Origin of the sequence: Stenotrophomonas sp. AS012628, from assembly GCF_010608305.1 — a bacterium.
Taxonomy (GTDB): Bacteria; Pseudomonadota; Gammaproteobacteria; order Xanthomonadales; family Xanthomonadaceae; genus Stenotrophomonas; species Stenotrophomonas geniculata.
Genome location: NZ_VMBJ01000008.1, coordinates 108,863 through 121,509, shown reverse-complemented (window position 1 = coordinate 121,509; position 12,647 = coordinate 108,863). Strand labels below are relative to the sequence as shown.

The window sequence follows — 12,647 nt, the reverse complement described above, 5'->3', positions numbered from 1 at the left end:
CACCCCGCCTTCGACAGATTTCTGCTGCTGTTGGTGGGTGCCGACCGTTGGTCGGCACGGAGTCGGATCGATCGGAGGGTGCCTTTGTAGAGTCGAGCCGCGCTCCATGACCTGCGGGCGCCGATGATTTGAACGCATCGCCATGCGCGTGGAGCCGGCCGCTCGGCTCTGGAGAGGCTCCGCGCTCGACTGCTTTTTGCTCGGATCGCTCAGGCGCCGGTCGCCACCGGGCGGCTGCTGTCGCTCACCCAGCCGCTCCAGGAATCGGCATAGATGCGTGCGCCGCTCAGGCCGGCCGTTTCCATCGCCAGCAGCAGGTGGCAGGCGGTCACGCCGGAACCGCACATCAGCACCACCTGCTGCGGATCGCGGTTGCCGATCACGCCCTGCAGTTCGGCGCGCAGTTCCTGTGCGTCGCGCAGGCGGCCGTCGGCAACGTTCAACGCAAACGGGCGGTTGACCGCGCCGGGTACATGGCCGGCAACCGGGTCCAGCGGCTCGACTTCGCCACGAAAGCGTTCGCCCGCGCGTGCGTCGACCAGCCAGCCCGGCGCGTGCTTCAGGCGTGCGCTGATTTCGTCGGCATTGGCAATCTGGGTGGTGTCGAAACGGCCCGGGTAAGCCGGCAGCGCGGTCACCTCATCCTGCCCCGTCGCCAAGGGGTGCCCTGCGGCCTGCCAGGCGGTGATACCACCATCGAGCACGGCCACCTTGCGGTGCCCGATCAGGCGCAGCAGCCACCACAGGCGCGAGGCGGCCATGCTGCCGTCGCTGCCGTCGTAGACCACCACCTGGGTGTCGGGACCAATACCCCACTGGCCGAGCTTCGCGGCGAAGGCATCGCTGTCCGGCAGTGGATGACGGCCGTGGCCGCTGCGGGTCAGATCCGACAGGTCCCGATTGAGGTCGGCATACACCGCGCCCGGAACATGCCCCGCCAGATACTGGCCGCTACCCGCCTGCGGGTCGGCCAGCGAGGACCGCGCATCGACCACGCGTACGGCGGTGCTGGCAGTGGCACGTGCATCGACGACACGTACGTCCTCACCCAATGCTGCCGCCAGGCTGGCGACATCGACAAGCGTGGTCCACGGCGGATCGATCGGCTTCATTGCACTTGCTCCAGGCGGCGACGCAGGTTGTAGAGAATGGCGGCGGTCGCGCCCCAGATACGCTGGCCGGGCCAGCCGTACTCAAGGACGTGGCGGATGCGGCCGCGGTGATTGATTTCGACCTGGCGCAGATTGTCTGCGGCCATCAGGTAGGCCAGCGGCACTTCGAACACTTCGGCCACTTCGCTGGGCTGCGGCACCGGCACGAAGTCCGGATCGACCACCGCCACAACCGGCGTGACCCGGTAGCCAGTGATCGTCACGAAGGGATCGAGATAGCCCAGCGCCTGCACTTGCCCCGGAGCCAGGGCGATTTCTTCCTGGCTCTCGCGCAGCGCGGCCGCCAGTGCGTCGCGGTCATCGGGTTCGGTGCGCCCGCCGGGGAAGCCGACCTGGCCACCATGCTGGCGCAGGGTTTCGGTGCGACGGGTAAGGATGACCTGTGCGCCATTGGCGCGCGGCACGATGCCGGCCAGTACGGCGGCTTCCACAGGTGGCCCCGGCGGCAGCAGGTCACTCAGTTCGCTGCGGTTCCAGCCGTCGCCGGCCGGCGGCTCGGCCAGTGGATGCAGCGCGCGCATCAAGCGTTCGTGATCGGCCAGCGAGCCGCGCAGTGATTGCTGCAGCTGTTCACGCAGGGGTTGCACGCGATGCAGGATGCGGCTGCGCTCCTCGTTGCTCATCGACGACCACCGTGCGATTTCATCGATGTGCCGCCCGCAGCCGGTGCATTGCCGGTCCGGATCCAGCGTGCACACTCCGATGCAGGGACTTGCGACAACACGCGCCGTTTCTTCCATTGTTTGCACCCGACAACAGTAGCGCGATCGGGCTGAATTTGCGCGGGGTGCAGATGCGGTGCGTGGCACCGTCGCGCTCCGCGCAAACAAAAACGCGCCGGTGGAATCACCGGCGCGTTTCGTTTACGGCTTCGATTTACTTGACGCTGACCAGCTTGATCTCGAACTGCACAGCCACGTTCGGCGGGAACGGGGTGCGCGGGTCGGCACCGTAGGCCTGATCCGGCGGCAGGGTGACTTCCCACTTCGAGCCTGCCGGCATCTGCAGCAGGGTCTCGCGCATGGCCTTCATTTCGACGTCGCTGACCTTGATCGACGGAATCTGCTGGGCCGGACGAGCTTCGGTCGGGCGCTGGCCGTACGGGAACGGACCGGCCACTTCCAGCTGCACGGTGCTGGCCTGGGTCGGCTTGGCGCCCTTGCCTGCTTCGATCACGCGGTACTGGACGCCGCTCGGCAGGGACTGCACGCCGGCCTTGGCCTTGTTCGCCGCGATGAACTGATCACTCTTGGTCTTGTTTTCGGCAGCAGCCTTTTCGTACTCGGCCTTGGCAGCCTGGGCACGGCCCTGCTCGCGCTTCTGGAACGCTTCAACGGCCGGCTTCAGCTGGTCGGCGGTGATCGCCGGCTGCTTCTTGGCGTAGGCGTCCTGCAGACCCTTCACCACCGAGTTGATGTCCAGCTGCTCACCACGACCGGTCAGCTCCGCCAGGTTGTTGCCGTAGTCGTAACCGAAGTAGTAGCTCAGCTTGCCCTTTTCGGACGAGACGTCCTGGGCGAAGGCATTGCCCGTCAGGGCCAGGGCCGCGACGGCGACCGCGATAGAACGCAACTTCATCAAACAGTTCTCCAGGGGTGGTAACTCAGGGACGTTCTGCGCCGCCCTGAGGCGACGGGTTAGGATAACGGGCACAACGTGTAACCGCTACTCACGATGCAGGCTAAGACCCGTCTGCGTTGGCGGAGTTCAATCTCACTTTTTTTTAACGTTTCAGGAGTTTTCCCGTGGCCGATGCCCTGATCGCTGTCGCCGACGACGGCGCCATCCGCACCGTGACCGTCCAGCGCCCGGACAAGCTCAACGCCTTGAATGCCGCGACCCTGCAGGCGCTGGCCGAAGCGTTCAGCGCCGCCGCTGCCGACCCGGACGTGCGCGTGGTGGTGCTGACCGGTGCCGGTCCGAAGGCGTTCGTGGCCGGGGCCGACATCGCCGAGATGAACACACTCAGTGCGGTTCAGGGACGTGATTTCTCCCTGCTCGGCCAGGCCCTGATGCGCCAGATCGAGCGCATGCCCAAGCCGGTGATCGCGCGCGTGAACGGCTTCGCCCTGGGCGGCGGGCTGGAGCTGGCCATGGCCTGCCACCTGCGCATCGCTGCCGATACGGCCAAGGTCGGGCAGCCGGAGATCAATCTGGGCCTGATTCCCGGCTTCGGCGGCAGCCAGCGCCTGCTGCGCCTGTGCGGCCGCGCCGCCACCCTGGAGCTGTGCCTGCTGGGTGCACCGATCAACGCCGCGCGTGCGCTGGAACTGGGCATCGTCAACGAGGTGGTACCCGCCGACGCGCTGGACAACCGTGTGCAGGATGTCGCCCGCCAGTTGGCGCGCTCGGCGCCGCTGGCCCTGCGTGGCCTGCTGGATGCCGTGCACGTGGGTGGCGAATGCAGCCTGGAGGCAGGGCTGGAGTACGAAAGCGCGCAGTTCGGCCTGCTGTTCGCCACCGAGGACATGCGCGAAGGCACCGGCGCGTTCCTGCAGCGCCGACCGCCGGCGTTCCAGAACCGCTGACGCCATGGCATCCCGACCCAACCCCGCGCAGCTGTTCGCCCGGGTCCAGGCAGACGATCTCGATGGCGCCCTGCAGGCGGGCCTGATGGACTACATCGCCCGCGCCGGCGACGCGCAGCTGCTGCCCGGCCACCCGGATCTTCCGCAACGCCTGCACCAGGCCCAGCAGCAGCTGCACGCGGCATGGGCCGCACGCGAACGCTATCGCGCGCGCGCGGTGCGCCTGGCGCGCCGTGAGGCCGAGCGCGATGCACGCCGTACGCCGGCCCCGGCGCCGGACATGAAACCCGCCCTGCCCGCCGCAGCCGCCGCCATCCTCGCCCGGGCCAAGGCCCGCGCCAGCGGCAAGGAGCAGTAATGGCCACCCTGAAGAAGACCGCACGCGCCCCGGCGCGGCGTGGCGGCACGATGCCGCGCGCCGACGTGGTGGAAATGTTCACCCGCCTGCGCGAACTCAATCCACACCCGAAGACCGAACTGGAGTACAGCTCGCCGTTCGAGCTGCTGGTGGCGGTCGCGCTGTCGGCGCAGGCCACCGACGTCGGCGTCAACAAGGCCACGCGCCGTCTGTTCCCGGTCGCCAACACGCCGGCGAAGATCCTCGCACTCGGCGAGGACGGGCTGAAGCAGTACATCGCCACCATCGGCCTGTTCAACGCCAAGGCGAAGAACGTGATCGCCACCTGTGCGATCCTGCTGGAGAAGCACGGCGGTGAAGTGCCGCGCGATCGCGATGAACTGGAAGCGCTGCCAGGCGTTGGACGCAAGACCGCCAACGTGGTGCTCAACACTGCATTCGGCGAGCCGGTGATGGCGGTGGACACGCATATCTTCCGCGTATCCAACCGCACCGGCCTGGCGCCAGGCAAGAACGTGCGTGAAGTGGAAGACAAACTGGTGAAGGTGATTCCGGCCGAGTTCCTGCTCGACGCGCATCACTGGCTGATCCTGCACGGGCGTTATGTGTGCAAGGCGCGCAAGCCGGATTGCCCGGGCTGCGTGATCGCCGACCTCTGCCGGTTCAAGGACAAGACCCTCGCAGAGTGACGACAGCATCCACGCATGGCGTGGATCTACTGCAACCGGGGCGCAATCCGGGCGTCATACGCAAGCGGTTTCAATGGCAGGCCATGCCGTGACGGGGCCTGCGGTGGATGTCTGCCGCGCGCGAACTGTCACATTTACGCAATCTTTACCTTCTAGCCTGCGCGCATCTTCCAACCTGCCTGCAAGGCTCCTCTCCATGAAACTGCATCACCAACTCCTGACGGTGGCCGTGGCTGCTGCGCTGTATGTGCCGGCTGCACACGCCGAAGTCGCCATCGACGTGATCGGCGGTTCGGAAATCACCTTCGAAGGCCTGGTCCAGGCCGACGGCAACTGGTTCGACAACGACCTGACCGACCTCAACGGTGGCGACGCCGGCAACGGCAAGAACAGCGAATTCGAACTGCGTCGCGCCGAGCTGGTGCTGAAGGGCAAGGGCCCGGGCAACGTGGAATGGGTGGTCGGCTATGATGCCAAGGCCGATAAGTTCCTCGACACCAACGTGAAGTACAAGCTGCTGGGCAACGCCAACCACTTCCTGCAGCTGGGCCAGTTCAAGCAGCCCAACAGCCTGGAAGAACTGTCCAGCACCAAGAACAACGATTTCATTTCCAAGGCAGCAGTCACCAATACCTATGCCATCGCCCGCCGCCTGGGTGGCGCGTACAGCTACGGCCAGGACAACTGGTCGGTGACCGCCAGCGCCTTCGGACGCGAGCTGACCCGCAACCTGGCCCACGGCAGCGGCTACGGCGCGCGTGGCACCTGGGCCCCGATCAATGAAAAGGGCCAGGTCCTGCACTTCGGTCTGAGCTACGTCAACTACGACGCCGACGCCGACACCCTGCGCGTGCGTGCGCGTCCGAATGCCGACCTCGCCACTGCCCGCCTGATCGACAGCGGAAACCTGACCGACACCGACCGGGTCAGCACCATCGGTGCCGAAGCGATGTACTTCCAGGGCCCATTCAAGGCCCAGGCCGAGTACTACACCAGCAAGGCCAAGCGCTACGACCACGACAACTACACCAGCGACGGCTACTACATCAGCGGCGTGTGGAACGTCACCGGCGAGACCTGGAGCTACAAGGGCGGCACTCCGGGCACCGGCCTGCCGAACAACCCGGCCGGCGGCCAGTGGCAGCTGGGCGTGCGCTACGACCACATGGACCTCAATGACGGCAACCTCGCCGCCAACCCGGTCGCTGGTCGCCCGCCGATCGTCGATGGCGTGCTGGGCGGCAAGATGGACATCTGGACCGTGGGCGCCAACTGGTACCTGCGTTCCAACTTCAAGCTGATGCTCAACTACGTGATGGTCGACAGCAAGAAGTACAGCTCCACGGCGCGCGGTTTCGTCAACGACGATCCCAACATCCTGGAAGCCCGCGCGCAGTTCTTCTGGTAAGTCCAGCCGCCTGCGTTGAACCGCGAAGGCACGGCCCCGTCCGTGCCTTCGTCGTTGCAGCGGTGCCCGTGCCGCCCTGCCGGCGCAGCGGACGTGACACCCCTCATGACGCGTGTCACGTCCGCGTCATATGACAGACGCGGACATGTCACGCAACCGTTATGGAATGTGCACCGAAACGTCGGGCAACCGCCCTTCGACCACCACCCCAGGAGTCTCCCCGTGATCCACGCCTTCAAATCGCGCGCCGCTGTCGCCATCCTGGCTGCATCGTCCGTGTTCGCCGCCAACGCCGCCGACATCACCGGCGCGGGCGCATCGTTCATCTACCCGGTCATGTCCAAGTGGTCGGCCGACTACAGCGCTGCGACCCGCAACAAGGTCAACTACCAGTCGATCGGCTCCGGTGGTGGCATCGCCCAGATCAAGGCCAAGACGGTTGATTTCGGCTCCTCCGATGCTCCGCTGAAGCCGGAAGAACTGGCCGCCTCGGGCCTGGCGCAGTTCCCGTCGGTGATCGGTGGCGTGGTGCCGGTGGTGAACGTGGCCGGCATCGCCCCGGGCGCGCTGAAGCTGGACGGCGCCGTGCTGGCCAACATCTTCCTGGGCAAGATCAAGACCTGGAATGACCCGGCCATCGCCGCGCTGAATCCGGGCGTGACCCTGCCGAGCGCCAAGATCACCGTCGTGCATCGTTCGGACGGTTCGGGCACCACCTTCAACTTCGTCAACTACCTGTCCAAGGTCAGCCCGGAGTGGAAGAGCTCGGTCGGTGAAGGCACCTCGGTGCAGTGGCCGGCCGGCATCGGTGGCAAGGGCAACGAAGGCGTTGCAGCGTACGTGAAGCAGATCAAGGGCGGCATCGGCTATGTCGAACTGTCCTACGCGCTGCAGAACAAGCTGTCGTACACCGCGATGAAGAATGCCGCCGGCAAGTTCGTGCAGCCGAGCGATGCGTCGTTCGCCGCTGCCGCCGCCAGCGCCGACTGGGCCAACGCCAAGGATTTCTACCTGGTCATGACCAATGCGCCGGGCGCTGAATCCTGGCCGATCACCGCCACCAACTTCATCCTGGTGCAGAAGACGCCGAAGAATGCTGCCAATGGCAAGGCCACCCAGGAGTTCTTCCGCTGGGTCTACAAGAACGGCGATGCCCAGGCCCGCCAACTGGACTACGTGCCGCTGCCGGACAGCCTGGTCCGCCAGATCGAAACCTACTGGACCCAGAACCTGAAGTAAGCGCGTTCCCCCGCAGGAACGGGATCGGCGGGTCCTCTCTCCCCCGCCGATCCCAACCCGGGCGCGAGATCCTCGAGATCTCGCGCTCTTCTTGTTTTTGGGGTGCACCAGGCTCTGTAGAGCCGAGCCCATGCTCGGTTGGGTGCTGGAGCGTGCAGACCAACGGTCCGCAGCTACCGAGGACAGGGAGCAGTCGAGTATGGCTCGACTCTACCCAGCGCCCAGGCCGTCATATCGATGCGCAGATCCGGGGTCTCAGGGCTCCTGCCAAGGGCCGGCCAACCCCGTGAAACCCTTGTTAGAACGTGATCCAGGACACCTCTGTCATGGTCGTAATACGGCTGTAACAAAAACATCATTTCATAGCCGCATCCGCCGACGTCGTCGGCTCTACCCCGCTATGGAGTGACCATGAAACTGCACTCGGCCGGCCTTGCCGCCCTTTCCCTGGCCATCGCCCTGGGCCTGTCGGCCTGCGGTGGCGACAAGCAGGCCGCGCAGCAGCCGGCTGCCGACGGTGCCGCGGCCCCGGCCGCTGCCGGTGCCAAGGTGACCGCCGAAGTGTCCGGTGCCGGCGCTTCCTTCATCTTCCCGCTGGTCTCCAAGTGGTCGGCTGACTACAACGCCAGCACCGGTGCCAAGATCAACTACCAGTCGATCGGCTCGGGCGGCGGTATCGCCCAGATCAAGGCCGGCACCGTCGACTTCGGTTCCTCCGACAAGCCGCTGAGCAGCGAAGAGCTGGCCCAGGCCGGCCTTGCGCAGTTCCCGTCCGCCATCGGCGGCGTGGTGCCGGTGGTCAACATCGAAGGCCTGGAAGCCGGCAAGCTGCGCCTGAGCGGCGCCCTGCTTGCCGACATCTTCCTGGGCAAGGTCAAGACCTGGAACGACCCGGCCATCGTCGCCGCCAACCCGGGCGTGAAGCTGCCGGACGGCAAGATCACCCTGGTCCACCGTTCGGACGGTTCGGGTACCACCTTCAACTTCTCCAACTACCTGTCCAAGGTCAGCCCGGAGTGGAAGAGCAAGGTTGGCGAGGGCACCTCGGTGCAGTGGCCGGACGGCGTCGGTGGCAAGGGCAACGAAGGCGTTGCTTCCTACGTGAAGCAGATCAAGGGCTCGATCGGCTACGTCGAACTGGCCTACGCGCTGCAGAACGGCATGCCGTACACCGCCATGCAGAACGCGGCCGGAAACTGGGTCGAGCCCAGCGCGGAAACCTTCGCCGCTGCGGCCGCCAGCGCCGACTGGGCCAGCGCCAAGGACTTCAACCTGGTCATCACCAACGCCCCGGGCGAGCAGGCGTGGCCGATCACCGCCACCAACTTCATGCTGATGCAGAAGCAGCCGAAGGACGCCAAGCGCAACCAGGACACCCTGGCCTTCTTCAAGTGGGCCTTCGAGAACGGCCAGGCCCAGGCCAACGAGCTGCACTACGTGCCGCTGCCGGCCGAACTGGTCAAGCAGATCGAGGCCTACTGGGCGTCCGACCTGAAGTGATGGACACGACGGTGCCCGCCCCGCGCGGGCACCGCCGCTTCCACGCCGTGCCGCCCCGCCCCTTCCTGGCCCTGCCGTCCCCATGAATGCCATCGCCCAGCCTGTAGCCGCCCCGTCCACGCGTGATGCGCGTGATGCCCGCAACGACAAACTGTTCCGATGGGTGCTGGTCGGCACCGTCATCTTCGTCCTGATCGCCCTGGCCTGCGCCGCGCTGTCGATGCTGTGGGGCGGCCGCCATGCCCTGCAGATGCAGGGCCTGAGCTTCTTCTTCTCCGCCGACTGGAATCCGGTCGAAAACAAGTTCGGCGCCCTCGCTCCGATCTACGGCACCCTGGTCACCGCGCTGATCGCGATGGTCATCGCCGTGCCGGTCAGCTTCGGCATCGCCTTCTTCCTCACCGAAGTCGCGCCGCGCTGGCTGCGTGGCCCGGTCGGTACCGCCATCGAACTGCTGGCCGGCATTCCCTCGATCATCTACGGCATGTGGGGCCTGTTCGTGCTGGTGCCGGTGATGACCGAGTACGTCACCCCGTTCCTCAACGAAACCCTGGGCGAATGGCCGATCATCGGCCCGATGTTCCAGGGCCCGCCGCTGGGCATCGGCATGCTTACCGCCGGTTTCGTGCTGGCCATCATGGTCATTCCGTTCATCTCCTCGGTGATGCGCGAAGTGTTCCTGACCGTGCCGACCCGCCTGAAGGAATCGGCCTACGCGCTGGGTTCCACCAAGTGGGAAGTGAGCTGGGACATCGTCCTGCCCTACACCCGCTCGGCGGTGATCGGCGGCATCTTCCTCGGCCTTGGCCGCGCCCTGGGCGAGACGATGGCGGTGGCCTTCGTGATCGGCAACAGCGTGCGCCTGTCGCCGTCGCTGCTGGAACCGGGCACCACCATCGCCGCGCTGATCGCCAACGATTTCGGCGAAGCCACTGAAACCTACCGCTCGGCCCTGCTGCTGCTCGGCTTCGTCCTCTTCATCGTCACCTTCGTGGTGCTGGCCATTGCCCGACTGATGCTGATGCGCCTGTCCCGCAAGGAGGGCAACTGATGTCCACCACCGCTGATTCGCTGTACCTGCGCCGTCGCATCGGCAACGTCGTTGCGATCACTGCCTCCTGCGCCACCGCCCTGTTCGGCCTGTTCTTCCTGGGCTGGATCCTGTTCACCCTGGCCGCCAAGGGCATGGCTGGCATCAACTGGGATCTGTTCACCAGGATGACGCCGCCGCCGATGCAGGAAGGCGGCCTCGCCAACGCCTTCTTCGGCAGCGCGGTGATGTGCGCGCTGGCGATCGGCATCGGCACCCCGCTGGGCGTGCTGGCCGGCACCTGGCTGGCCGAGTACGGCAACGCCCGCAAAGCCGGCACCGTGGTCCGCTTCGTCAACGACATCCTGCTGTCGGCGCCATCGATCGTGCTCGGCCTGTTCGTCTACACCCTGTACGTGATGCAGACCGGCGGCAACTTCTCGGCGTTCGCCGGTGCCCTGTCACTGGCCTTCATCGTGCTGCCGGTGGTGGTGCGTACCACCGACGAGATGCTGCGCCTGGTGCCCTCGCAGATGCGTGAGGCGGCCCTGTCGCTGGGTATCCCGCAGTGGAAGGTGATCGTGCAGGTGCTGTACCGCAGTGCATCGGCCGGCATCATCACCGGCATCCTGCTGGCGCTGGCCCGCATTTCCGGCGAGACCGCTCCGCTGCTGTTCACCGCCTTCGGCAACCAGTACTGGAACAACAACATCTTCCAGCCGATGGCCTCGGTGCCGGTGGTGATGAACCAGTTCGCCGGCAGCCCGTATGAATCCTGGCAGGTGCTGGCCTGGGCCGGTGCCCTGGTGCTGACTGTCTTCGTGTTGCTGGTCAGCCTTGCCGCCCGCGGCATCCTGCTGCGCAACCGTATCTCCCATGACTGACCTTTCCGTGGATAACGCCATGAACGACCTTTCCAACGCCGTGCCGATGCAGCGCATCGCCGTGCCGTCCTCGCACGAGAGCCTGCACACGCCGTCGCCGGTGAAGCTGGCTGCGCGTGGACTGGACTTCTACTACGACAAGTTCCACGCCCTGAAGGGCATCAACCTGGAGATTCCGGAAAAGCGCGTAACCGCGCTGATCGGTCCCTCCGGTTGCGGCAAGTCGACCCTGCTGCGCATCTTCAACCGCATCTACGCGCTGTACCCGAAGCTGGAAGCGCGCGGTGAAGTGCTGCTGGACGGCGAGAACATCCTGTCGCCGAAGTACCCGATGAACCGCCTGCGCAGCAAGGTCGGCATGGTGTTCCAGAAGCCGGTGCCGTTCCCGATGACCATCTTCGAGAACGTGGCCTACGGCATCCGCCACCACGAGAAGCTGAGCAAGGCCGACATGGCCGACCGTGTCGAGCAGGCGCTGCGCCAGGGCGCGCTGTGGGACGAAGTGAAGGACAAGCTGGGGCAGAGCGCGCTGGGCCTGTCCGGTGGCCAGCAGCAGCGTCTGTGCATCGCCCGTGCCGTGGCCCTGCGCCCGTCGGTGCTGCTGCTGGACGAGCCGACCTCGGCGCTGGATCCGATCTCGACCAGCCGCATCGAGCAGCTGGTGGAAGAGCTCAAGCACGAGTACACGATCGTGATCGTCACCCACAACATGCAGCAGGCCGCGCGCGTATCCGACTACACCGCCTTCATGTACCTGGGCGACCTGATCGAGCACGACCGCACCGAAGTGATCTTCTCGCAGCCGTCGCAGCGGCAGACCGAGGACTACATCACCGGTCGCTTCGGCTGATCAACGCTGTTCCTTCGCCACATGTTCCAGCCAGGCATGGCCTGGCTCTACCCGGATTGCAGACCATGAATCTTCCCAACGACCACATCGTCAAGAGCTACGACGAAGAGCAGCAGCGCCTGGTGGCCGAAATCGTGCGCATGGGCGAGATGGCCGTCGCCCAGCTCGAAGCGGCGATGGACGTGATCGAGAAGCGCGACGAGAACGCCGCCCATCGCATCATCGCCAACGACGAAGCGATCGATGCGCTTGAGCAGCAGATCAGCCACGACGTGATGCGCCTGGCGCTGCGTGGCCCGATGGCGCGCGACCTGCGCGAGATCCTCGCCGGCCTGCGCATCCCCGCCGACATCGAACGCATCGGCGACTATGCGGCCAACGTCGCCAAGCGCTCGATCGCACTGGGCAAGGTGCCGCCGCTGCCGCAGATCCAGGGCCTGCGCGCACTGGGCCGCCTGGCCGCGCAGCAGGTGCGCCGCGCCATTGCCGCCTACCGCGACAACGACGCCGACGCCGCACTGGCACTGCGCGAGGACGATGCCCGCCTGGACGCGCAGTACACCGCGCTGTTCCGCGAGCTGCTGACCTACATGATGGAAGACCCGCGCAACATCACCCCGTGCACGCACCTGTTGTTCATGGCCAAGAACCTGGAGCGCGTGGGTGACCACGCCACCAACATCGCCGAGAACGTGTGGTTCCTGGTGCACGGCGAGCAGCCGCTGCCGCCGCGCGAGAAGCGCGACGAGACCTCCAGCACCGGCCAGCCCTGACGCTGCACTGCAACACCGGAGTCGACTCCAAGGTGGCCGCTGTCCTGGTGACAGCGGCCTTCCTGTTTCTGGGCGTTCCACCCGCGTTGTGGGCGCCGGGCCTGCCCGGTGCGAACCTTCCGGATGCTTCTGTAACAAACCTCACGAAAATTTGAGGTCTTGGCGAGGATTCGTTGAGTAGGATCGCTGCACCATCGTTTCCACCGGCATCCCTGC

The 12,647-nt window shown here is 66.0% G+C and carries 13 protein-coding genes; 10 read left to right on the top strand and 3 right to left on the bottom strand.

What is annotated here, in order from left to right; translation table 11 throughout:
* Window positions 1-209 precede the first annotated feature (209 nt).
* The 3 genes from G5A07_RS06225 to G5A07_RS06215 form a co-directional block, all read right to left on the bottom strand.
* Complete coding sequence (locus tag G5A07_RS06225) at window positions 210-1,112, bottom strand: sulfurtransferase (RefSeq protein WP_191863031.1); 903 nt, start codon at window positions 1,110-1,112, stop codon at window positions 210-212.
* Window positions 1,109-1,912 (bottom strand): CoA pyrophosphatase, encoded by an 804-nt coding sequence (locus G5A07_RS06220; RefSeq protein WP_043402636.1) that lies wholly within the window; start codon window positions 1,910-1,912, stop codon window positions 1,109-1,111. The genes G5A07_RS06225 and G5A07_RS06220 overlap by 4 nt, the downstream gene beginning before the upstream one ends.
* A gap of 136 nt (window positions 1,913-2,048) precedes the next feature.
* A complete protein-coding gene (locus G5A07_RS06215) occupies window positions 2,049-2,750 on the bottom strand; it encodes an FKBP-type peptidyl-prolyl cis-trans isomerase N-terminal domain-containing protein (RefSeq protein ID WP_010486198.1) in 702 nt (233 codons plus the stop codon).
* Window positions 2,751-2,917: 167 nt separating this feature from the next.
* Here G5A07_RS06215 and G5A07_RS06210 point away from each other — a divergent pair, with 167 nt between their 5' ends.
* The 10 genes from G5A07_RS06210 (at window position 2,918) to phoU (ending at window position 12,431) form a co-directional block, all read left to right on the top strand.
* A complete protein-coding gene (locus G5A07_RS06210; protein WP_010486201.1) occupies window positions 2,918-3,700 on the top strand; it encodes an enoyl-CoA hydratase-related protein in 783 nt (260 codons plus the stop codon).
* Window positions 3,701-3,704: 4 nt separating this feature from the next.
* Window positions 3,705-4,058, top strand: a complete 354-nt coding sequence (locus G5A07_RS06205) for a hypothetical protein (RefSeq protein WP_049411489.1) — start codon at window positions 3,705-3,707, stop codon at window positions 4,056-4,058.
* Window positions 4,058-4,747 (top strand): endonuclease III, encoded by a 690-nt coding sequence (nth, locus tag G5A07_RS06200; RefSeq protein WP_049482884.1) that lies wholly within the window; start codon window positions 4,058-4,060, stop codon window positions 4,745-4,747. The genes G5A07_RS06205 and nth overlap by 1 nt, the downstream gene beginning before the upstream one ends.
* Before the next feature lie 196 nt (window positions 4,748-4,943).
* Window positions 4,944-6,155: an OprO/OprP family phosphate-selective porin gene (locus G5A07_RS06195; RefSeq protein WP_010486208.1), complete on the top strand. Its 1,212-nt coding sequence runs from the start codon at window positions 4,944-4,946 to the stop codon at window positions 6,153-6,155.
* Window positions 6,156-6,377: 222 nt separating this feature from the next.
* On the top strand, window positions 6,378-7,394 hold the full coding sequence (gene pstS / locus G5A07_RS06190) for a phosphate ABC transporter substrate-binding protein PstS (protein WP_010486211.1): 1,017 nt from the start codon (window positions 6,378-6,380) through the stop codon (window positions 7,392-7,394).
* Between the two features lie 411 nt (window positions 7,395-7,805).
* Window positions 7,806-8,894, top strand: a complete 1,089-nt coding sequence (gene pstS, locus G5A07_RS06185; protein WP_142807619.1) for a phosphate ABC transporter substrate-binding protein PstS — start codon at window positions 7,806-7,808, stop codon at window positions 8,892-8,894.
* A gap of 82 nt (window positions 8,895-8,976) precedes the next feature.
* A complete protein-coding gene (gene pstC, locus G5A07_RS06180) occupies window positions 8,977-9,945 on the top strand; it encodes a phosphate ABC transporter permease subunit PstC (RefSeq protein ID WP_008267250.1) in 969 nt (322 codons plus the stop codon).
* The gene (pstA, locus tag G5A07_RS06175; RefSeq protein ID WP_191863030.1) at window positions 9,945-10,808 is read left to right on the top strand and encodes a phosphate ABC transporter permease PstA; all 864 of its coding nucleotides are present in this window, start codon (window positions 9,945-9,947) and stop codon (window positions 10,806-10,808) included. The genes pstC and pstA overlap by 1 nt, the downstream gene beginning before the upstream one ends.
* A gap of 19 nt (window positions 10,809-10,827) precedes the next feature.
* A complete protein-coding gene (gene pstB / locus G5A07_RS06170; protein ID WP_005408788.1) occupies window positions 10,828-11,658 on the top strand; it encodes a phosphate ABC transporter ATP-binding protein PstB in 831 nt (276 codons plus the stop codon).
* A gap of 65 nt (window positions 11,659-11,723) precedes the next feature.
* A complete protein-coding gene (phoU, locus tag G5A07_RS06165; RefSeq protein ID WP_008265615.1) occupies window positions 11,724-12,431 on the top strand; it encodes a phosphate signaling complex protein PhoU in 708 nt (235 codons plus the stop codon).
* Window positions 12,432-12,647: the final 216 nt, after the last annotated feature.

Coding starts and splice junctions, on each gene's coding strand:
- G5A07_RS06225 (WP_191863031.1), bottom strand. CDS start 1,112: ATGAAGCCGATCGATCCGCCGTGGACCACGCTTGTCGATGTCGCCAGC.
- G5A07_RS06220 (WP_043402636.1), bottom strand. CDS start 1,912: ATGGAAGAAACGGCGCGTGTTGTCGCAAGTCCCTGCATCGGAGTGTGC.
- G5A07_RS06215 (WP_010486198.1), bottom strand. CDS start 2,750: ATGAAGTTGCGTTCTATCGCGGTCGCCGTCGCGGCCCTGGCCCTGACG.
- G5A07_RS06205 (WP_049411489.1), top strand. CDS start 3,705: ATGGCATCCCGACCCAACCCCGCGCAGCTGTTCGCCCGGGTCCAGGCA.
- nth (WP_049482884.1), top strand. CDS start 4,058: ATGGCCACCCTGAAGAAGACCGCACGCGCCCCGGCGCGGCGTGGCGGC.
- G5A07_RS06195 (WP_010486208.1), top strand. CDS start 4,944: ATGAAACTGCATCACCAACTCCTGACGGTGGCCGTGGCTGCTGCGCTG.
- pstS (WP_142807619.1), top strand. CDS start 7,806: ATGAAACTGCACTCGGCCGGCCTTGCCGCCCTTTCCCTGGCCATCGCC.
- pstC (WP_008267250.1), top strand. CDS start 8,977: ATGAATGCCATCGCCCAGCCTGTAGCCGCCCCGTCCACGCGTGATGCG.
- pstA (WP_191863030.1), top strand. CDS start 9,945: ATGTCCACCACCGCTGATTCGCTGTACCTGCGCCGTCGCATCGGCAAC.
- pstB (WP_005408788.1), top strand. CDS start 10,828: ATGAACGACCTTTCCAACGCCGTGCCGATGCAGCGCATCGCCGTGCCG.
- phoU (WP_008265615.1), top strand. CDS start 11,724: ATGAATCTTCCCAACGACCACATCGTCAAGAGCTACGACGAAGAGCAG.